Here is an 18,600-nt window from a genome sequence, read left to right as displayed (position 1 = left end):
CCGTTGCCATGTCCGCCTTGTCGGGGACCGGATTGACCTGCGTCAACCGGCGACTGCACCGGCAGGCCTAATGTTGGTTGGATACACGCCGCCGAATGCCGGCGGCCTCCCCCGGACAAGGCCCAGCACATGCCCTCTCATTTTCACGCCGTGGTCTGGATCGACCATTCGCAGGCTCGGATCTTCCATCTCGGTCTGAGCGGCTCGGACGAAGTCACGTTGCACCCGCACTTGGCGACGCGGCATCTTCATCACAAGGCTAACGAGATCGGCAGCGGCCATGCCGCCCCCGACAAGACGTTCTATGCCGAGGTCACCGCGGCCCTCGCCGATGCGGGCGAAATCCTCATCATCGGTCCGGCGGGCGCGAAGACAGAGCTCGCCAGCCACATTCGTGCCCATGCGCCCGATGTCGCCAAGCGGATTGCCGCGGTGGAAGCAGCCGATCATCCCTCGGACAACGAGATCGTCGCTTACGCAAAGCGTCATTTCAAATTGCCGCTGCCGCGCATTCAGGCACCGGGAGCGGCCCCGGGCGAGCGGCAAGCGGGCTGAGGGCGCGCCTCCGCCTCAGGCCGCCGCCTCGCCGTCATATTCGGTGAACTTCTTGTAGATCCAGTCACGGCCGTCGTGACGGCGCCAGACCTTGCCGTAGACGAGCTGCCCGTTGATCGAGCGGCGCGGCACGATGACGGTCCAGAGGTGCCAGATCTCAGCCCAGTTCGACGGTTGGCGGAGAGTTTTCGAGGTGGGATCGAAAGCCATGACGAACAACTCGCGCGAAACGAAACGCCGCGACGAATGTGATCTTGTGTGAGCCGCTGATAGGGGCGTCGTCGCGTGCCGGGACCGCTTTGATACCAGTCGTCAAAACGGCCGCAACGACAGCTCGTGCTTAACCTAACCGATCAACCTTACCCGCCGGCAGGCAACCGCCTTGCCGGTTGAATCGCCTGGCCATCTTTCCTAAGATATTTGCGCAATTTGAGAATGAGCATGCCGTTTGTGCGTGCCCCCGTGATTTTGAACTCAGACTGAATTTTGAGAAGCTGATTGCGCAGGTGGATGATCATGAATTTGCAATGTGCGCATTTGCGTCTGGCGACGTTCTCGCCACCCCCGACACCGGCCGCCAAGCCAACTCACGACAAGTCGACGAAGGCCGACAACGACAATGATCCGGTGTGGCCGTTGATCCCGTTTCCGGCGGGCTGGCACGCCTCGAATTGAGCCACCAAAAGCGCAACGCCGCGCAAGCGGAGTATCTTCGCTTGGCGGCGTCCGTTAGGCATTGGGCGCTGAAATCCCCAACATCCGTATGTCGATGACGACGGCCAAAGGTTCGATGAAGCTTTGGTCATTTTGCGCCCGTTAACCCGCTCGATTTCTTGCGTAAATCGCACGAGTGGAGAAACAAACGCTGAGGTGGCGACGCCGCTTGTGACCGCGCCTCCGGACCATACCTTGCCGTTGCCAGGCGCCCGATCGTCGCCCGTTCAAACTCCACTCGCAGCCGTCGAGGCACCGCTGGTGCTGAGCGCGCCTTGCGCATTATAGGTCTGTCCCGCCTGGCTGCCCTGACTGGCCTGGGAGCTGGCGGCGGAGGTCTCCACCTCGGTCGTCCCGTCGGAGTAGGTGATCGTCGTTGTCGTGATCCCGTTGATGGTGGTGGAGACCTCGCTGACGATGGTCTTGGATGCGCTGCCGCCACCGCCCGATGCCGAGTTGCCGCTCGCCGATTGCAACGACGATGTCGCTGAGGTCGACGAGGTTGCTGAGGATGAGGCCGAGGACGATGTCGCAGCGCCCGACGGGGTGGCGGTTACCGCGGCGGCGGAAGATGCAATCGCACTGATCGACATGAAGACCTCGCCTGAAGGTTGCGGGCAAGGCGTCGTTGGCGCGCCCTGCTCGTCCCTTCAACGCCGGCCATGCGCGAAGCAGGCGCTGCGAGCGCGAAAAAAAGCTGCGACGCCCGCCGCATCTTCGCTTCCGGGCTAGCAACCAATCCCCCCGCCACGCGTTGCAGGTTTTTCCCACCCTGTCCGTTTGAGCATGCGAGCGGCGCTGTGTCAGCTCCCGCTCGCAACGAACGGACAGTCATCCCGTCTCACGTCCATGTGAGTTGGAGCGCGGCCGGTGAATTTTCGCGAGCGAGCGGAGACCAATGAGCAGCGGCCCGTAAGGCAAGGAGATGCTGTGAGCCAAGTTGATGCGACCGACAAACTGTCCGAGCTGGAAGAGCCCCGGACATCGCTGTTTGCAGTGGGCTGGCTCGCGATCGCGGCGATCTCGATGGTGGGCTGGATCTACGCACTCGGTTGGCTGGCCTGGCGTCTGGTCGATTGGCTGTGGTCTTGATGCAAGAGCGGACCTGCATTGGTCTGGCTTCCGCAGACGAGCGCGTCGGTCTGGCGGCTGCATTCGGCAGGCCGCCAGCTTCGGTCACACGACAAGACGACGCAGTTGGTGAAAGTGGCGAGGCCACCCACGATCGCGTGGGCTCGGCCTCGGTCTACGAAATTGGGGCGACGGTTTCCCCAATCAGCGTGCACTCCATGGAGAAGGGGGTCGCGCTGACTGGAAAAACCTCAATGTAGGGGAATCTTGCTTGACCTATCAGCCAATCGGTCTCAACCAGTATGGACGTATAAATGTAGCCATTAGAAACCGGAGCGCTTGGCGGAGGAAGTTGTAATGGCAAAGCCCGCCCGAGCTGGCCGCCGTTATTTGTTGCCGCGACCTGCAACCGCGCTATGACCGGCGCGGTCTGTGTGATGACCGTGCAATGTATCTTTTTGATCTTTGTCAGATCGGTCGACGACAATTGCGAGAAGTTGAGCCGGCAATAGCCACTCGCTCCACAGCTAGTATACGTGTACTCGTCATAGTAGGTGCCGTAGTTCGTTGATGCTGACTTGGCTTGATTTCCTGCAACAAGTGCCACGGCGACAATTGCGAACTTGGAAAAGCGAGCAAGATGCATGTTGGCCTCCTAATGTTGAATGAGCAATGCAGACGGTATGGGTGCAGGCGGACCGCGCCTGTGACGCGACCGAGCGAGCTCGGGTAGGCGAAGCCTAAATCGCGACGTTCAGGCCACGGTGCGCCGGTACCGAGGGCAACACGAGGCCGGTAGGGTTGAAGAGCGTCACGATTGCAAGGCTGAAAACGCGAGTTGATGTGGTGATGCCGTTGGTCGGTTCTAAAGGTATGATCATCGAAAGTGCCCCCAAACAGGGGTCAAACTAACGCGCGCATGTCGCCGGCGGATGTCGTGGATTGTTTCGCTGCGGCTTCGTCGCGGCGATTGCAGCCGCTCCAAAAAAAAAGCATGCGCGACGGCCCGGCCGCCAGTCCCGGCAGAGCCTGTCCGGCAAGGCACGTGAGCCGAAGATCGATGCTTCGCAGCGCCGCTCCCGCCCGCGGGCATATTGCGTTGAATCGGCGGGCGGCGGCGGCCGAGAATCTCAACAGCTTTTATGGAGCCGGCGAGCGACCGTTCAAGCCATGGCGGCTTCCATCGCGAGGCCGTTGCAACGTGCGCGGTGCCGGGACGCTGTTTTCCGGAACCGGCAGATAAGCAGCAAGTCGTTGCTGCATGTCCTCGATGGCCGCGAGGCGTCGCTTGATCTGATCAATCGATTTAAGGCGTTGCTCGCCGAGCGATAACGCGACTGACTTCCGCATCCCCATGCCCTCCACCTGGGAGAGTGCGCGGTTTCAGCGACGCCGTCTGTAACATAGGCCACAAACAGTTGAAATTCTTGGCCCGTAATACCGCCAGCCGTCCTTGTCGGCTTCGACACAAACCCCTCAGGCATCCGCGGCGTGTCACCGTCACCCAATACGTAAGGGGCCGGACAGGGGGCGCCCGCTCACCTGACCGTCCCAATCCGAAAATCCGGGAAGAGTCGACTTTGAGGCCTGGCTTGTAAGCCTTTGAAGATATTGGTCGGGGCAGCTGGATTCGAACCAACGACCTGCAGTACCCAAAACTGCCGCGCTACCAGGCTGCGCTATACCCCGATATCCAACCGGCCCCGTCGATACACGCTTCCCCAAGCGCCAGCAAGCTTAGTAAGGGCCAGCAAGCTCTCCCGGCGGCCAACGACGGCGGCCTTGGCCGCACCGTCAGGACCTACTTGCTGCCGAACAGGGGGTGACCGACGCGGTCGCCGGGACGGATGCCGTATTTCTGCGCTGTTCCCGCCACCACCTCCAGGACGGCCCGGGCAGGCCCCTTGGACGAGATAATCTTGGTCGAGAGCGGCTCGGTATTTTCGGCGATGCGCAGGATGCGGCCGTCAGCACGAATGAAGATCATGTCGAGCGAGACATAGGTATTCTTCATCCACATCGACACTTCCTGCTCGGGATTGAAGTCGAACAGCATGCCTTTGCCGTCCGCCAACTCCTTGCGGTACATCAGCCCGGTCTGCTTCTCCTCCTCCGTGGTCGCCATCTCCACCGAGAACACCTGCACGCCGTTCTTGGTGACGATCTCGAGCGGCTGGAAGCTGGCGGCATGAACAGGCACGCCGGCAACGGCGAAGCCGACAACGACGAGAATTGCGGCAAGCCAGCCCTGGGCACGGGACCAGGCGGCCTTTCGATCAAAGCTCATGGGCGGGAAACTCGGCAGGACTCGCGGAATGGAAAACTCGGAACGGCAGGGACCGGGCCAACGGCCGCGGACCGCGCCATCCTTACGCGGCCACCATCGCAAAAGCCAGAAGCGCGCGACCCTGGCCGCGCGCTTCTGCTCGGGAATACGGAAATTTGAAGCCGCTAATGCGACTGCAGGCCCGGTGAACCGGTCTCCGGATGGATCTCGGCGGCCATCATGCCCTTGGAGCCCGGCCCGAAGCGGACCAGCACATATTGGCCTGGCCGCAGCTCGGTCATGCCGAAGCGACGCAGCGTCTCCATGTGCACGAAGATGTCGGGGGTACCTTCCCCGCAAGTCAGGAAGCCGAAGCCGCGCAGCCGGTTGAACCATTTGACCTGCGCCCGCTCGAGCCCGCTGGTCGCCGTCACCGTGACGTGGGTGCGCGGCGGCAGCATCTGCGCGGGATGGATCGCGGTCGACTCGTCCATCGAGACCACGCGGAAGGCTTGGTATCCCTTGGCGCGCTGGATGCACTCGACGACGATGCGGGCGCCCTCGTAGGCGGTCTGGAAGCCGTCGCGCCTAAGCACGGTAACGTGCAGGAGCACGTCGGGCCAGCCATTGTCAGGTACGATGAAGCCGTAGCCCTTTGAAGCGTCGAACCATTTGATGACGCCGTGGACCTCGACGAGGTTGGCACTCCCCTCACCTAACCCGGTGAAGGGACTGAGCGTATTGTCGCGACCGGCGCTGTGCTCGCCCGACGCGGGAACTCCCAGCTTCTTGGACTCAAATCCGTCCGACGACCCCATAACCCCGGACCCCACAACTTTCATGCAACCCGCCACATTGGCGGTGCTCGAATCACGCGTCTTAAGAGAATCTTCTCACTTCGACGCGACGCGAATCTTTCGACTCAAAAGATAACACTCCCGGTTGCGACGCATAGATAAAAAAGAGATTCGCCGGAACCTATGAACAGCTTGCACAGCCGCGAATCAAACTAACGCCTTAATTGCCGACAAAGGGTCCGAGCGTTTCGCCGATGTCATGGCGGATGACGAGATCAGCAATATCGTCCTGCTCGGTCGGCTCGCGATTGATGATCACCAAACGTGCACCGGCGTTCTCCGCCATCATCGGAAAGCCTGCCGCCGGCCACACCACGAGCGAGGAACCGATCGCGATGAAGAGATCGCAGGCCTGCGACAGCTCGGTCGCCCGTTGCATTTCATCCTCCGGCATCGCCTGACCGAATGAGATCGTTGCGGTTTTTACCGGCTCGTCGCATGCGGTGCAGTCGGGCGCGGCGCCGTCCTGCTCAAACCGGCGCTTCACCCAGTCGAGTGGGTAAGCCTGCCCGCATCCGATGCAGCGCGCGTAAGTGGTGTTGCCGTGAAGTTCAATCACGCGATCGGGGGCGAAGCCGGAGGCCTGGTGCAGATTGTCGATGTTCTGGGTGATGACCGCGGGAATCTTGCCGGCGCGATGGAGTGCGGCGAGTGCGCGATGACCGCGGCCGGGCTTCGCTGCGGCGAAGACCTCTTCCATCGCAAAACGCCGTCGCCAGGATTCATCGCGCGCTGACTGGCTTGCGACGAACTCCTCGAACTGGATCGGACGGTTGCGAGTCCAAATTCCACCCGGCGAGCGGAAGTCCGGGATGCCGCACTCGGTCGAGATGCCGGCGCCGGTGAACGGCACGATGATCTTGGCGCGCGCGATCATATCGCCGAGCCGTTCGACACCGCTCTGAAGGTCCGATGCAATCACTCGCCGCCTCCTGATTTGCTGCCGCGCTAGCTGCAAGATGTGCAAGCGACAAGATTGTTGACGTTCTTATCCACCGCTGCGCAAGTCGTGCGCTGTCATGGGGCGGCAATTTTTTCCGATCATCGCTTATCACAATCCTGCAATGCCTCTTCCCCATTGACGCCCCAATCAGAAGCGCCAATGCATGTGTTGACGCGACTCAACGTGATTGCGGCGGCAGCGCTTGAGTTCACAAGTGCACACATACTCAGGTGTAGTGGGGATTTTGACATGACCGAAGACGAACAACGCAAGATTCGCGAACGCGAAGAGATTGCCGCCCGTGTCGCCGCCTTCCGTGCCACCCAGGAAAAGTTCAAGCGCGAGCGCGAGGAATATTTTGTGTCGACGCTCGAGAACGCGCGCAAGGCGGAGCGGCCCTCGCTCTGGCCGTAAGACATCGCGCAGGCGTTTATGCGCACGAAAAAAGCCCGGAGCACTGCTCCGGGCTTTTCGATTCATCAGCTGCTACCAGTGACGATAGTAGCGGTGGTGCCGATAGTACGGTCCACCATAATAGGCATACGGGCCAGGGCCATAATAGGCCGGGCCGTCGTAATAGCCGTAGCCCGGACCATAATAGCCGTAGCCATACGGATGGGATGCGGCGACTGCGCCCGCGGTGATTGCACCGGCGGCGAGACCGAATGCCAGACCCGGACCGATGCCTCGCGCCTGAGCAGGTGCCGGCGCCGCAACAGCGGTCACGCCGACGGCGGCGACGGTGGCCAGAACTGCGAGTGTCTTCCTCATGATCTCCTCCTTCGCATCTCGCGGAGACAACGCGGACCGCACGTGATGGTTCGCGCCTCGTGGAACCGAACTGCGCCAAAAAAATATCGAGCCGAAGGGAACAATATCCAGGCCGGGGGATTGGCCCTGCAAGTGCGGGAGCCTCCGCCATCCGGGTCGAGGCAACAGCACGAAGACCCCGTCAGCATCTCCGCGGTGCTGGCGGGGTTTTCAGTTTCAACGACAAAAAATGGCAGCACACATGGATCGCTGCCAACGGGGGGCGGAGGTCGAGGAGGAACGATGCCGATATCCGCTTTGCTGGCGCGCATCCGCAAGCTTGTTCCCAAAAACAATGCACAGCATTTCGACGAGATCGTCCGCAATTTCGGCGTCGGCGCGCTCCGCCCGCCGTCAACGCCGATGAGTGATGGCGAGCTCGCCCGCGCCATAGCCGAGTTCCTCAAGGACTCGCCCTCGTCGGAATCGGTTGCAACGCTGGGCCGGCGGCTCGATCCCACCTCGCCGCTCTGAGCAGCGTTTCTTCAGCGAGCGCGGAACAAGGATTGCGCACACACGTTGAGGTGGTCTTCCGCACGAGGAGGCCTGCCATGCCCGCCTGGCTCGAAGTTTTGCTTAATTTGTCCGGCTATGCCGGCTTCGTGGCGCTTGCGACAAGCGGTGTCGCATGCCCTCGGGATTCCACCGACGACGAGCTCTATGGCGGCAAACGCTAGTCTAGTTCGCGTGCGGCGGCTGGCCTGCGGTGCGGACCAGCCGGTCCGCCTTGACCGCGACGCGGGTGTCCTCGAGCTGCGGCCGCAGCGAAAAGCTGATCACCACGAAGGCGAGACAGAACAGCGTCCCGACGAGAGCGACGCGGCGATAGGTCTGGCGGTCGCCCTGATAAAATGACGGTGCTAAAAACGGGGTCATAATGGTGCTTGGCAAAAAACGGTTTTCTTGTTGTCGTTGCCAGACACCTATCCCAACGCGCCGCAAGCGCAACGCGATTGGGCTTTTAACCTAACCGAATAGGGTTATCGCGATCCCCGCAAGCTTTCGTTAGGGAGCATGATCCGAAAAAAGCGGGCCGCGGCTTTCCGAAACGATCATGCTCAAACGAGAGTTGCGCCGGTTGCCTCAGGCTTCAGCAGCCAGCCACTTCAACGAAGCGCGAAAGCCGAGGCTGCGATGGCCCGCGACCAGCACGGTGCCGTACACCTCGGCCCCCTCCCCGCTGAACGTGCCGGAGAAGCCGCTGGTCGCTTCGGTGCCGGCGAACAGCGGCCTCACAAGTGGATCGGCGAACGGCGAATGCTGGTTGGTGGCAAGCTCGCCCTTCCAGGTGCCATCGCCGACCGTGTAGGACCCGCGTGACCAGAAGTATGGTCCGCCGCCGAGCAGCACGCCATCGCGCAGGATCAACACGCCGCTGTCGCGGCCCTTCACGCCGTCGAGCATGTGGATGTGGATCGAGTAGAGCCCGTTCTTCATGGATGCGCCCGCCGTCACGCGCGACGATAGCGCGCGGCGCTGGAAGCGTCGAGCCGGTGACGCGCGGGCCTATCGCAGCTCCGCGACCATATTTGTTCAGGCTTCGCCGCCGTTTCGTTCTCAAGGAACGAATCGGAATCGACGAAATCGGCGCGGAGCAACTCCTAACAATTGGTTTGCAGTGCGCGCATGGACGTGCCCTCACATGCGGCTGTCGATCGCGCTCGCGGCGGCACTTGCGGCACAGACATCTTGCCCTTGCGCGGTCGATCAGCGCGACGCGTTTCCAAACGATCGATGACGCGGCGCGCCGTCATGCGTTCGCCGCCTCACGCCGAGAACGCTCAAGCCGCCGCACGTTTGGCGCTGCCCTTCTCCGAGAAGCATTCCAGGATCTGGATGCGGAGTTCTTCTGCGGCCGGGCCCTCCACCTTCCTGAGCTGGTTCCAGAGCCTGATCACTTCGCGCTGTTTCTCGACAGTCATGAGTCACCTCCCAAGCGGATGACTCACTAGAACAAAATGAGAACAAAAAGTCCAGCCCTACGCACCGGATTTCCTGTTCATGTCGCGTTGAACCTTTTCGGCGCGCCGCTGACCTATGGAGGCTGGGGGATTTCAGCGCCCAGTCATATGCCAGCGCCGCGATGGACGAACATACTCCGTCACCGCGGCGCTGTTGCTTTTTTGGATTTTCAACCTTAAGTTAGACGCACCGCTGGCGGCCAGGCGCTGAAATCCCATCGCCGCCAGCAAGAGAACCCCGTGCGCAAGCGCGGGGTTTTTCTTTTGAGAAACGGACGATGATTTGCGCTCTGCGCGTGAACCTTTTCAGCGCTAGCTTGTCTTAATAGATGAAGCTTCCCCCAGGCTTCACCCCCATCAGAAAACCCCGCTTCCCCCAGGCGGGGTTTTCCCCTTTTTGCCGACCGTGTCGCTGGCCTGCGCGGCCTCAGGACCGCGCGACGGCCGGATCAGACGGCGTCCTTGGCCACCTTCAGCGGCGAGGCCTTGACCGACTTGCTCGCCGGCTTCGCGGCAAACTGCATCGGCTCCTTGGTGAAGGGATTGACGCCCATGCGGGCCTCGGTCGCCGGCTTGTTGACGACCGACATCTTCACGAAACCGGGAATAACGAATTCACCGGACTCGTTGAGCTCCTTGTAACCGACCGTCGCCATGTACTCGATGACCGACTTCACGTCGTTCTTCGCAAGCTGCGTGCCTTCCGCAATTGCATCGATCAATTGGGTCTTGGTCATCTTCGCCATGTCTGGATTTCCTCTGAATTGGATGCGCGCGAGCCGCGACGGTGCTTTGTCCGGGAAGCGGTAAAACTGCGCGGGGCCCGCGTCTGTTCAGGCCTTTCGGCCACGAAGCAGCCGGGCTTAGAACCCATTGAGGCTGAAAACGCAAGCAGCAGTTCGGCGTAAGTTCCGCCATGTGACCCGCCCGGATAACGTCGTCTGCGGCGGCGACAAATCGAATTCCACAATGTCCCTAGAGAGTTCGGCCGACTTGCGGACTCATCCACATTTGCATGCGACTACGTCTCCTGAGCCACACTGCTCAGATATTTCGCCGGCGGCTTTCCCAGCGCCTTCTTGAACATGGTGATGAAGGCCGTGACCGATTCATAGCCGAGATCGGCGGAGACCTGCTGCACGCTCGCGCCCGCAGCGAGCTCGCGGATCGCGACGATCAGATGCAGTTGCTGGCGCCAGCGTCCGAAGGTCAGCCCCGTCTGTTTCGCCACGAGACGCGCAAGACTGCTCTCGCTGAGCGCGACGTGTGCCGCCCATTCCGCCAGCGTGCGGCGGTCCGCCGGATTGTCCGCCAGCGCCGCCGCGATGCGCTTCAACCGCGGCTCGCCCGACAGCGGCAGATGCAATTGCTGCATCGGCATGCGCGGCAGCTCGCCGAGCAGCACGCCGATCAGGCGCTCCCGCCTCGCCTCGTCATGCTGGGCGCCGTCGGACAGCTCGACGATCAACTCGCGCAGCAATGGCGAGATCGACATGGTGCAGCAGCGATCCGGCAAGTCGACCAGCTCCGCCTCGATGTAAACGAAGAACAGCCGCGCATTCGCGGTCGCGCGATTGCTGTGCGGCATGCCGGAGGGAATCCAGACCGCACAATGCGGCGGCACCATCCACAGACCATTGGGAACGCTGGTGGTGACGCCGCCTCCGAGCGACACCACGAGCTGGCCCTTGCGATGGCTGTGCTTGGGCACCTCACCCTTGGTCCCGTCGGCATCGACGCGCACGGCAATGACCGGCGCGGAACGGTCGTCCACGTCCAGGTCGAGCCAGGGATAACGAAGGGGGTAACGGCGTTTCTGCGAGGTCATTGACGGTTTTTAGCGATCAATTGGAATTATGCATGAATTCATCCACCGGGAAAGGCGCTAGATCTCGCCTCGCTCAACTCAGGAGATGCGACCATGCATGGCTCGATCATTCCTCAAGCAGCGCCAGGCCGAACCATTCGCACGCAAGCGGGCCAGGTGCGCGGCGCGCCACGCGATGCGAGCGGTGTACTCGCATTTAAAGGCATCCCCTACGCGGCACCTCCGGTCGGACCCTTGCGCTGGCGTGCACCGCAGCCACCGATGCCGTGGATTGGCGTGCGCGATGCGCTTGGCTTTGGCGCCGGCTCTCTCTCGTCGCTCGCAGATGATCCGCGCCCGGGACCGCGCGATGAGGATTGCCTCACGCTCAATGTGTGGACCGCGGCGAACGATGCGGACGAGAAGCGGCCCGTGATGGTGTGGATTCACGGCGGCGGCTTTCAGTTCGGCTCCTCGGCCAATTCCGCCACCGACGGCCGCCTGCTCGCGGCGAAAGGTGTCGTCGTGGTCAGCTTCAATTATCGCCTCGGCATCTTCGGCTTCCTCGCCCATCCCGAGCTCGACGCGGAAGCGCCGTCGGGCAATTACGGCCTGCAGGATCAGCTCGCGGCGCTACGCTGGGTCCAGGCCAATATCACCGCGTTCGGCGGCGACGCCGACAACGTCACCCTGTTCGGTGAATCCGCCGGCGCCATGGCCGTCGGCATTCTCATGGCCTCGCCGCTCGCGCGCGGGCTATTCCACAAGGCCATCTGCGAGAGTGGCGCGTTCTGGGACGGCCGGCACGGACCGCTGCAAAGTCATGACGAAGCCCGCGCACGCGGCCTCGCCTTCGCGCGCCGGCAAGGCGACGCATCGATCGCAACGTTGCGCGCGATGCCGGCCGAGCAATTGAATGCCGCCGCGCCATGGCGTTTCGAGCGCGACCATGTCACCCAGGCGTTCTCACCGAGCATCGATCGCCACGTCGTGCCTGACGTGCCCGCGCGCCGCTTCCTGCGCGGCGAGCAGATGCGCATCCCCCTCCTCGCCGGCTGGAACAGTGCGGAGCAATTCCCCTTCATGTCGCAATCGCTTCCCCATCACACGGCGCAAGCGTTCCGCGCTGCGGCCGAACGGATGTTCGGCACGGACCGGCTGGCGGATTTCCTGAAGAACTATCCCGCCGACACCGACGAACAGGCCCGGGCGTCCGCCGCTGCGCTGACCGGCGACATGGTGGTTGGCGAGCAATGCTGGCAGGTGCTGCGGCTGCATCGCAGCAGCACGCTCGCGCCCGTCTACGGCTACCATTTCAACTACACCTCGCCCTACACGCCGATCGCCTCGCACGTCACCGAGATCCCCTTCGTCTTCGGCACGCTGACGCCGCAGCGGATCGTCGGCTGCGCAACGCCGCCGGCGGAAGCAGACCGCGCTTTGTCCCGGACCATGATGGCCTATTGGGTGAACTTTGCGACGCGCGGCGATCCCAACGGACCCGGCCTGCCGCCCTGGCCATCCCATGACGAGAGCGACGTCGTGCAGATCCTCGGCAACACCATCCAAGCCCGCCCAAATCCGCACGCCGATCGCTTCGGCTTCCTCGGCAGCTTCAGAGAGCACGGTGTGCTTCCGAGACGCGGGCGCGAGGCGACGTAGCGGCAGCAACGCGAGAGCACGCCCCGCGTGGTTCCCACGACGGGTTTTCCACATGATGCGTCACCTCATCGTGAAACTTGCAACTTGATGGACGTTGTTCAGACTCTGGTAACCCAACGCCGCCACTCTCCAATCAGTCTCGTTGCGTTGGAGTACCCAAAAAGTGCTGGATTTTGACGAGCTGCGTGAACTCGCAGCCGATGTTCGTGTGTTTGTCGATGTCGCCGAAGACAAGGCCGAAGCGCTCAGGGCCGTGATCGGCGCCTATGACGTGGTGCTGGCGATCTTCCCGTCCGGAGACGGCATGGGTCTTCACGTCATCAAGGGCAAAGAGATTTTGGATGGAATCGCAAAATCACGCTCGCATGCGATCTACAGCCACACGGCGATCGCGGTTCCGGACCTCGAGCATGCCGAAGTGCTCAAGCATCTGACGGCCCCCGTCGAGCAACGGATCGCGGCGTAACTGCCGAGAGTGTTCTTGCCGCCCTCGCAAAGCCCGTCTGATCAGAACGATGTGCCCGGCTGTGCGGACGCCGCCTCGCCGGGCCACGCGATGGGCGTGCAGAACAGGCCGCGGCGTTCGATCTCGCGCTGAAGCTCTTCCGCGCGGGCCTTTGCCGGCTCACCGACGATGCGGACGCCGGAGGTTGCGTCTGCCAGCACTTCATCGCGGAGGCTCTCGTACATCCGCATGACGAAGTAATCTGACAGATTATCAAACGGCATCGGCGCACCACTCGCATTCGGGTTGGAGTGGGCCGCCAGACTTTGGCGGATATCGCTGGCGGCCCGTGCCGAACAATTGAAATCGTGGTCTCGGCTTTTTGCGAAAATGGAAGACCAGCCCTGTCCGACGGGGGAACTCTGATCGAGACGGCCGGCCGCCTCAAGCAGAGGTTCGGATTAACCTGACTCATCAAGGTTAAGAGGGGGCGGAAGCTCTCCCTCGCCCGCCGCCCGTTCTGCCGCTTGATCCCGCAGGGACGGCGAACAGCGACCATCGATCGCCCTCGCGATCGTCCTGCCTCAATGTCCCCACACCGTGACCGCGAGGCCGATGGCGATGAAGCCGAGACCGATGATGGCCGTCGCGACCTCGGCGGCGTTGTCCACGCCGAACATTTTGACGATCACCGTCCCGACCGCGCTGAGGACGAGGTCGAAGATGAAGCCGAGCAAAGCGTCAAGCATCGCATCCTGCCTTGCAACCAATTCAGGGCGAAGCGCCCTCGTTTCCAGGCATTCGTCGCCGCGAATTCCGCGCCGGTTCACACCGCCGGGCCATCTGTGACGACCGTCACAGCGGCCAGAAATGGCGCGGGGTACTCCTGAGATCACAGGTGCAAGGGGAGCACGCTCCCCGTCGACGGCGGAATGGTCCGCCGCCCGATCTCAACAGGAGCAGACCATGCAGAACAGTGATCATGCGACCTCTGGAATGATCGAGCTGACCGATGCCGAGCTCGATTCGATCGTCGGCGGCAACTGGCTGGGCGACGCCTTCCGCGCCATCGGCAGCGCCATCGTGCATGCGGTGGAATGGGTCGGCGGCATCATCGCCGGCGGCCTGCAGGGGCCGGGCAATTTGCGCGGCCCGTTCGGTCCGGGTTCGGGACCGGGGCAGCCGCCCTTCTGATATCGTCCGTCCGGACGTCACCGCGAAACCTGGAGGCCGCCTCACCGGCGGCCTCTTTGATGTCTGATCCGCAATCGTGGTTTCCGTCTGATCGCGCGCACAGAGATCGCGCATCCTCGGCCGTGCCTTTGCCAAAGAGACTTCTTTGAACGCTCGTTCGCTCAACCTTCTCCTCGATGGTGAAAAGAAAAGGCCCCGGCTTTCGCCGACGCCCTTCCCGCGTCCGGTCTTTCCTTACCGCCCCATGCACCTGTCCCAAGCCCTGCGCTGAGCCTTGGTGGTTTGTCCGGCTTCCCACTGCGCCTGCGTGAACCCGACTTGCTGCCGGCACTCGCCTGCGGTCTTGCCGCTGGTGCCGTTGGGCTTCATGCCGCCAGCCGCACGGGCTGCTTCGCAATTGCCCGCATTGCGCAAGCTCTGGCACGTCGGATTGTTGTTGCAGACCATGCCACCACAGCCTGCGGCCATGGCTTCAGATGCAAAAACACAAATGGCGATGACAGCATAGAACGTGGACTTCATAACTCTCCCCCTGGTTGCAATGGGATACACTACCGTTTTGATGAAGTTCGACAAGACTGGTCAGTGTGAACACCGAGAACAAAGCTGCGAATACGGTGGGAGTGCATCCAGTGCAGCAGATTTCATTCCCCATCAATTGAGCATCACGGTCACCGCAATTCCCTGTACCTCTGCTAGTCTCGTGCTTTGGGGTGAGACTCGGACGACGATGAGGAGCTCCCGCGATGGGCCACGCAAGGTGCAACTGCGGTGCAGTCACGCTCTCGCTTCCGGACGAGCCGTCCAGGATCGTCGTTGCTTGTCACTGCATCGACTGTCAGCGCCGAACCGGCGCGCCGTTCGGTGTCGGCGCCTACTACCCCGAAGAAGCCGTCACCGTGTCAGGAATTACAAAGGAGTTCACGCATGCCGCCGCAAGCGGCGGGGACATGCATAACTATTTTTGTCCGCAGTGCGGATCGACAGTCTGTTGGAGAGTGACTGGCCTGCCTGCGATGATCGGCGTTGCAGTCGGCGCGATGGCAAATCCCAAATACCCTGCCCCGATCATATCGATTTTCGAGCAATCGAAACACGACTGGGTCAAAATCGAGGGTGCCGTGAAGCATTTCCGGGAAAACTACCATCCGGACAAGTCAGACTGAGAAAACATCGCTTTCGGCGACGCTAAGTGCGCTCACCGCCGGCATCGCGCATTCTGATGATCACGATGATGGCGATGAACCCGGCAACCACGATCGAGAGAATCCAGTTCTGCAGGATAAAGCCGATGACGCTGAGTAAGACGGCTCCTGCGTACCAGATCACCAGGAGCACGAAGGCCAGAACAGACTGAAAGAGGTCCATGCCATCTCTCCACGCGGTTGCGTCTCAAGACCCTATCGCTCACCGGTTTATGGTTTCTTTCCTCATGATCTCGGGATCTCCCATGCGGGCGGCGGCTCGATCCCGCCTTCATGAAGTACATCAAGCGACATCCCGGCCAGTCGGGGGCCAAGATCGGGAGATGGTGAACCAAGCTGACTGCCCCGGCCACTAAAGGGCATAGCTGGAAGGTATTTCGCCGTGAAATGGTTCAAACGATACGCAATTGGCTGCCTGATTTGGCTGGTTTTAGGTGGCATCAACGATGGCTATCGGCGGCCCGGCCAGGACATGCGTTGGGGGGCCATCGTCATCGTAGCGAGCGCCTGGCCGATCGTCACCGCCGTCATCGTGGGCAGCGCCGTTGGCGAGGTCGCGCACAATATGAGCCAGGGGTGATTGAGCAGGACTGGTCCAGGCCCGGAATTGCGGTCCAGCGCGATCACCTTGTTGCAGTCCAGTGCACCCACTTGTTGCCACTCGTCCTCCGCAGCATCAGGTTGAGCGGACTGTGACTGCAATCTCGCAATCCCCGCAATTTGGCTCGACCCGCGCCGCCCCGGAAACTCCGGCTTCACGAGGACGATCCGTGCGCGACGTCGTAGGTCGTCGCAACAATTTCAAGTTGACTCCCCTATGGAATATAGTTAATAGGAATCTTTTCATAGTTTCAAAGTCCATTGATCATGACATTTCGAATGAAAGCTTTTCGTACCGTCGCGGCAATCGCCTTGGGTTGCGTTGCTGCCACCAGCGCCGGCGCTGCCACGATATCGGAGACCTGGCTCGGCGCGAGCGACTTCAACAGCGCCGAATATGAATTCCTCCTCGGTCCAATCCAGGTCAGCAAGCTCGTCGGGGTTTCAGGACCTGGCACTTTTGACCCCTGCTGCTCCAGCGGCACCACCTCCTTCGAGATGGATCTGCGCGTGGATGGCCAGTGGACGAGCGTCCTGCAATGGAACGCCATTGGCGAGCCGCGGAGAGATCCCTCCGAGTCCTTGCAGCAGTTCTTGAACTTATTGCTGTTCCTCCATCCCGTCGATTTTGGGACCAACAGGTCGGTCTCTGCCATTCGTTTGACGTCGGATCCCCCGGGCGCGCCACGCGTGGTCAGTGATGATCCCATCTGCCAAAAGCTAGCCTCCGGATGTGTGACGGCCGCTGATCCGAACTTCGACAATATCGGTTTCAGCAGAACGAACTCGTCCGCGGAAGTCTTCACGTTCGAAAGCATCGACGCTCCGACGCCCGCCTCTGCGGTGCCGGAGCCGCAGACCTGGGCCATGATGATACTTGGCTTTTTCAGTCTCGGCTTTGCGGCCTATCGCCGGAACGCGGCACTCCGCACGAGCTAGCCTTCACAGCACCGGAAGGGCGTACGCATCGCCGACGCGCGGGTTTCGCCCCTCCGTGTCGGCCCGCGCGGTGCGCTTACTGCCCTCATTGGACCAATGTCTGCAAAATCTGCTGAAACATCTGGGCCGGGTCGCTCTGACCGGACGGTGCGTCTCTGCGGCACACGCCCTCAAGCGCCCCCTTGAGGCCGCCGCTCACGCGGTCGAGCTCGCCAATCTTCAGCTCACGCGTGTCATTCGGAATCGTGTGGGTCATTTGAATTCTCCCGCTGTTTTCTGTACGGATCATCGCTTCGTGATGTGTCTGTACAAGAGAGCCGCGCGTTGGACCGTGACAAACCTCACATTGTGCCTTCACAACTTCCTCAGCAGGATCGCGCCAACCCCGCCGCCCGCCGCCATGACGACGAAGAGAGGGGCGCTGAGATACCCGCCCCGCACCGCCTGAAGGCCGGCGAGAACAAGCAAGATGATTGCGACATATCGCATGACAAACTCCGTTCATCGGAGAGTGTCGATATCGGCGCGCCCGTGCTGTGACCGGCATCACCGTTGTCCGAAAGCAACGCCCCGCCTTGTCACCGCCAATGCGAGTTGGGGTGAAGCTCATCATCAGCACCTCGTTAGTCGTGCGGCTTCCGCGTCCTGCGCCTTTAATAGCCGCAGGCCCTGCGCACGCGAGCCTGATAACGTTGTCGCGCGTTCGGATTCAGTTGCTCCACTTCCGCGCAATCGCTCTCGTAGATCGGATTCTCGCGAGTGCCATTGCCCCTGTCTGCGGCGCTGGGTGGCAAACCGACACGTTTGTTGGGGCGCCCGTCGACACGCAGGTCGACCGGTCCGTTCGGCTGACGCGTATCGACTTGCGCCAGCGCAGGAGCAGCCCCTGCCAAAAGGCCAATCAAGCAAAGTGTGAAGCAGCGCATCTCGAACCTCCCGGAGGTTGTTCGTACCGATAGGGCAGCTCGGAGAATTCTGTTCCAATTTGTTTGCGAAATTGCGGCGACAATGCACCAAGCGCGTTCGCGATCATCCGCCTGATAATCCTTCGGTTCGGTGTGCGGTGGTCGTTCACTATGATTGGGTGCCCTGTCACCGTGGCGCGCTGCCTCTGGACACCAGACCTCAGCAAAACCATCTTCTCCCTGAACTTCGTCAACGCTCAAGGGACACCAGAGTGCTACGCCACCTTCCCCGGCGCCCAAGGCAAGAAGTGCTGCAACGCATCTTTTGCAAGAAATGCCAGAGGAACGCTGCCGCCAGATCAACGGATGGCCGGCCTGACTGCGTGCATGTCTAAGGCGGCGAGGAAATAGACTAAGGACATACCGATTGCGAAGCCCCGCCTATTGCGGGGTTGGCTCTTGCGCTCAAGTGAGTTGCAGCGCCTTCCATCACGGTGACGGGTTCACTTAATTGTTGCCGACCATCATCATTGTTGCCGACCATCATCGTCGACCGCACCAACCGCCGGGTCGGTCGGAATTTAGTGCACTGGACTGCACCCCTGAAGTGAGACACGATAATTTCAGTGACAGGCATTCCGAGGATGACCTGTGGCAGGACAAGGA

At 61.6% G+C, this 18,600-nt stretch carries 32 protein-coding genes, 1 tRNA gene and 1 pseudogene; 14 read left to right on the top strand and 20 right to left on the bottom strand.

What is annotated here, in order from left to right; genetic code table 11:
- Positions 1-129 precede the first annotated feature (129 nt).
- A complete protein-coding gene (locus JQ587_RS27510) occupies positions 130-555 on the top strand; it encodes a translational machinery protein (protein ID WP_212427390.1) in 426 nt (141 codons plus the stop codon).
- A 15-nt stretch (positions 556-570) separates the two neighbouring features.
- On the opposite strand, the gene JQ587_RS27505 is transcribed toward JQ587_RS27510, so the two are convergent.
- Complete coding sequence (locus tag JQ587_RS27505) at positions 571-765, bottom strand: hypothetical protein (protein WP_212303737.1); 195 nt, start codon at positions 763-765, stop codon at positions 571-573.
- A 306-nt stretch (positions 766-1,071) separates the two neighbouring features.
- Between JQ587_RS27505 and JQ587_RS27500 the strand changes: the two genes are divergently transcribed.
- Positions 1,072-1,230: a hypothetical protein gene (locus JQ587_RS27500; RefSeq protein ID WP_212303738.1), complete on the top strand. Its 159-nt coding sequence runs from the start codon at positions 1,072-1,074 to the stop codon at positions 1,228-1,230.
- Positions 1,231-1,496: 266 nt separating this feature from the next.
- Here the strand turns inward: JQ587_RS27500 and JQ587_RS27495 are convergent, their stop codons facing one another.
- The gene (locus tag JQ587_RS27495) at positions 1,497-1,862 is read right to left on the bottom strand and encodes a hypothetical protein (RefSeq protein WP_212427389.1); all 366 of its coding nucleotides are present in this window, start codon (positions 1,860-1,862) and stop codon (positions 1,497-1,499) included.
- A gap of 337 nt (positions 1,863-2,199) precedes the next feature.
- On the opposite strand from JQ587_RS27495, the gene JQ587_RS36780 reads away from it, so the two are divergent.
- A complete protein-coding gene (locus JQ587_RS36780) occupies positions 2,200-2,361 on the top strand; it encodes an RNA-binding protein (RefSeq protein WP_249210130.1) in 162 nt (53 codons plus the stop codon).
- A gap of 154 nt (positions 2,362-2,515) precedes the next feature.
- Here the strand turns inward: JQ587_RS36780 and JQ587_RS27485 are convergent, their stop codons facing one another.
- A complete protein-coding gene (locus JQ587_RS27485) occupies positions 2,516-2,986 on the bottom strand; it encodes a hypothetical protein (RefSeq protein ID WP_212427388.1) in 471 nt (156 codons plus the stop codon).
- A 296-nt stretch (positions 2,987-3,282) separates the two neighbouring features.
- Between JQ587_RS27485 and JQ587_RS27480 the strand changes: the two genes are divergently transcribed.
- Positions 3,283-3,672 carry a hypothetical protein gene (locus JQ587_RS27480; protein ID WP_212427387.1) on the top strand — a complete coding sequence of 130 codons (390 nt, stop codon included), beginning with the start codon at positions 3,283-3,285 and terminating at the stop codon, positions 3,670-3,672.
- Positions 3,673-3,952: 280 nt separating this feature from the next.
- Here JQ587_RS27480 and JQ587_RS27475 read toward each other — a convergent pair.
- From JQ587_RS27475 to JQ587_RS27460, 4 genes are all read right to left on the bottom strand, one after another.
- Positions 3,953-4,029, bottom strand: a tRNA-Pro gene (locus JQ587_RS27475).
- Between the two features lie 112 nt (positions 4,030-4,141).
- A complete protein-coding gene (locus JQ587_RS27470; RefSeq protein WP_212427386.1) occupies positions 4,142-4,627 on the bottom strand; it encodes a DUF192 domain-containing protein in 486 nt (161 codons plus the stop codon).
- A gap of 164 nt (positions 4,628-4,791) precedes the next feature.
- Entirely contained in the window at positions 4,792-5,424 is a 633-nt protein-coding gene (locus JQ587_RS27465) for a cold-shock protein (protein WP_212303766.1), read from the bottom strand.
- Positions 5,425-5,623: 199 nt separating this feature from the next.
- Positions 5,624-6,385 (bottom strand): SIR2 family NAD-dependent protein deacylase, encoded by a 762-nt coding sequence (locus tag JQ587_RS27460; protein WP_212427385.1) that lies wholly within the window; start codon positions 6,383-6,385, stop codon positions 5,624-5,626.
- A 270-nt stretch (positions 6,386-6,655) separates the two neighbouring features.
- On the opposite strand from JQ587_RS27460, the gene JQ587_RS27455 reads away from it, so the two are divergent.
- Entirely contained in the window at positions 6,656-6,820 is a 165-nt protein-coding gene (locus JQ587_RS27455; protein WP_200467923.1) for a hypothetical protein, read from the top strand.
- Between the two features lie 72 nt (positions 6,821-6,892).
- On the opposite strand, the gene JQ587_RS27450 is transcribed toward JQ587_RS27455, so the two are convergent.
- Positions 6,893-7,177: a hypothetical protein gene (locus JQ587_RS27450; protein WP_212303745.1), complete on the bottom strand. Its 285-nt coding sequence runs from the start codon at positions 7,175-7,177 to the stop codon at positions 6,893-6,895.
- Positions 7,178-7,459: 282 nt separating this feature from the next.
- Between JQ587_RS27450 and JQ587_RS27445 the strand changes: the two genes are divergently transcribed.
- On the top strand, positions 7,460-7,690 hold the full coding sequence (locus JQ587_RS27445; RefSeq protein WP_212427384.1) for a hypothetical protein: 231 nt from the start codon (positions 7,460-7,462) through the stop codon (positions 7,688-7,690).
- A 77-nt stretch (positions 7,691-7,767) separates the two neighbouring features.
- Complete coding sequence (locus JQ587_RS36960) at positions 7,768-7,893, top strand: hypothetical protein (RefSeq protein WP_283815695.1); 126 nt, start codon at positions 7,768-7,770, stop codon at positions 7,891-7,893.
- 1 nt (position 7,894) lies between these two features.
- Here JQ587_RS36960 and JQ587_RS27440 read toward each other — a convergent pair whose 3' ends face one another.
- The 5 genes from JQ587_RS27440 to JQ587_RS27420 all read right to left on the bottom strand — a co-directional run bounded on the left by JQ587_RS27440 (position 7,895) and on the right by JQ587_RS27420 (position 11,005).
- Positions 7,895-8,092 (bottom strand): hypothetical protein, encoded by a 198-nt coding sequence (locus JQ587_RS27440; protein ID WP_212303747.1) that lies wholly within the window; start codon positions 8,090-8,092, stop codon positions 7,895-7,897.
- 207 nt (positions 8,093-8,299) lie between these two features.
- Positions 8,300-8,653: a GrlR family regulatory protein gene (locus JQ587_RS27435; protein ID WP_212427383.1), complete on the bottom strand. Its 354-nt coding sequence runs from the start codon at positions 8,651-8,653 to the stop codon at positions 8,300-8,302.
- A gap of 344 nt (positions 8,654-8,997) precedes the next feature.
- Entirely contained in the window at positions 8,998-9,138 is a 141-nt protein-coding gene (locus tag JQ587_RS27430; RefSeq protein ID WP_212303749.1) for a hypothetical protein, read from the bottom strand.
- A 488-nt stretch (positions 9,139-9,626) separates the two neighbouring features.
- Entirely contained in the window at positions 9,627-9,923 is a 297-nt protein-coding gene (locus JQ587_RS27425) for an HU family DNA-binding protein (RefSeq protein ID WP_027542683.1), read from the bottom strand.
- Positions 9,924-10,198: 275 nt separating this feature from the next.
- Entirely contained in the window at positions 10,199-11,005 is an 807-nt protein-coding gene (locus tag JQ587_RS27420; protein WP_212427382.1) for an AraC family transcriptional regulator, read from the bottom strand.
- A 93-nt stretch (positions 11,006-11,098) separates the two neighbouring features.
- On the opposite strand from JQ587_RS27420, the gene JQ587_RS27415 reads away from it, so the two are divergent.
- Both JQ587_RS27415 and JQ587_RS27410 read left to right on the top strand, forming a co-directional pair.
- Positions 11,099-12,646: a carboxylesterase/lipase family protein gene (locus tag JQ587_RS27415; protein ID WP_212427381.1), complete on the top strand. Its 1,548-nt coding sequence runs from the start codon at positions 11,099-11,101 to the stop codon at positions 12,644-12,646.
- 163 nt (positions 12,647-12,809) lie between these two features.
- On the top strand, positions 12,810-13,112 hold the full coding sequence (locus tag JQ587_RS27410; RefSeq protein ID WP_212303752.1) for a hypothetical protein: 303 nt from the start codon (positions 12,810-12,812) through the stop codon (positions 13,110-13,112).
- A gap of 41 nt (positions 13,113-13,153) precedes the next feature.
- Here the strand turns inward: JQ587_RS27410 and JQ587_RS27405 are convergent, their stop codons facing one another.
- Together JQ587_RS27405 and JQ587_RS27400 are read right to left on the bottom strand one after the other, a co-directional pair.
- Positions 13,154-13,375 carry a hypothetical protein gene (locus JQ587_RS27405; RefSeq protein ID WP_212303753.1) on the bottom strand — a complete coding sequence of 74 codons (222 nt, stop codon included), beginning with the start codon at positions 13,373-13,375 and terminating at the stop codon, positions 13,154-13,156.
- Between the two features lie 300 nt (positions 13,376-13,675).
- Positions 13,676-13,840, bottom strand: a complete 165-nt coding sequence (locus JQ587_RS27400; RefSeq protein WP_212303754.1) for a hypothetical protein — start codon at positions 13,838-13,840, stop codon at positions 13,676-13,678.
- 217 nt (positions 13,841-14,057) lie between these two features.
- Here JQ587_RS27400 and JQ587_RS27395 point away from each other — a divergent pair, with 217 nt between their 5' ends.
- Positions 14,058-14,285 carry a hypothetical protein gene (locus JQ587_RS27395; RefSeq protein ID WP_212303755.1) on the top strand — a complete coding sequence of 76 codons (228 nt, stop codon included), beginning with the start codon at positions 14,058-14,060 and terminating at the stop codon, positions 14,283-14,285.
- 234 nt (positions 14,286-14,519) lie between these two features.
- Here the strand turns inward: JQ587_RS27395 and JQ587_RS27390 are convergent, their stop codons facing one another.
- A complete protein-coding gene (locus tag JQ587_RS27390) occupies positions 14,520-14,807 on the bottom strand; it encodes a hypothetical protein (RefSeq protein WP_212427380.1) in 288 nt (95 codons plus the stop codon).
- Between the two features lie 224 nt (positions 14,808-15,031).
- Between JQ587_RS27390 and JQ587_RS27385 the strand changes: the two genes are divergently transcribed.
- Positions 15,032-15,451, top strand: a complete 420-nt coding sequence (locus tag JQ587_RS27385) for a GFA family protein (protein WP_212427379.1) — start codon at positions 15,032-15,034, stop codon at positions 15,449-15,451.
- A 22-nt stretch (positions 15,452-15,473) separates the two neighbouring features.
- Here the strand turns inward: JQ587_RS27385 and JQ587_RS27380 are convergent, their stop codons facing one another.
- Entirely contained in the window at positions 15,474-15,653 is a 180-nt protein-coding gene (locus JQ587_RS27380) for a hypothetical protein (protein WP_212303758.1), read from the bottom strand.
- A gap of 219 nt (positions 15,654-15,872) precedes the next feature.
- Between JQ587_RS27380 and JQ587_RS27375 the strand changes: the two genes are divergently transcribed.
- Entirely contained in the window at positions 15,873-16,070 is a 198-nt protein-coding gene (locus JQ587_RS27375; RefSeq protein ID WP_212303759.1) for a hypothetical protein, read from the top strand.
- 854 nt (positions 16,071-16,924) lie between these two features.
- Positions 16,925-17,029, top strand: a pseudogene (locus tag JQ587_RS37220) (PEPxxWA-CTERM sorting domain-containing protein); the annotation flags it as partial.
- 85 nt (positions 17,030-17,114) lie between these two features.
- Here JQ587_RS37220 and JQ587_RS27365 read toward each other — a convergent pair.
- Complete coding sequence (locus tag JQ587_RS27365; protein ID WP_212427377.1) at positions 17,115-17,285, bottom strand: hypothetical protein; 171 nt, start codon at positions 17,283-17,285, stop codon at positions 17,115-17,117.
- 68 nt (positions 17,286-17,353) lie between these two features.
- Between JQ587_RS27365 and JQ587_RS27360 the strand changes: the two genes are divergently transcribed.
- Positions 17,354-17,569 (top strand): hypothetical protein, encoded by a 216-nt coding sequence (locus JQ587_RS27360; RefSeq protein ID WP_212427376.1) that lies wholly within the window; start codon positions 17,354-17,356, stop codon positions 17,567-17,569.
- A 113-nt stretch (positions 17,570-17,682) separates the two neighbouring features.
- Here the strand turns inward: JQ587_RS27360 and JQ587_RS27355 are convergent, their stop codons facing one another.
- On the bottom strand, positions 17,683-17,955 hold the full coding sequence (locus JQ587_RS27355; RefSeq protein WP_212303762.1) for a hypothetical protein: 273 nt from the start codon (positions 17,953-17,955) through the stop codon (positions 17,683-17,685).
- A gap of 391 nt (positions 17,956-18,346) precedes the next feature.
- The coding region (locus tag JQ587_RS27350; RefSeq protein ID WP_212427375.1) for a hypothetical protein at positions 18,347-18,600 on the bottom strand (254 nt) is incomplete at its 5' end.

It is taken from the genome of Bradyrhizobium manausense, assembly GCF_018130615.1.
GTDB classification, from domain to species: Bacteria; Pseudomonadota; Alphaproteobacteria; order Rhizobiales; family Xanthobacteraceae; genus Bradyrhizobium; species Bradyrhizobium manausense_A.
This window is presented reverse-complemented; position numbering and strand designations above follow the sequence as displayed.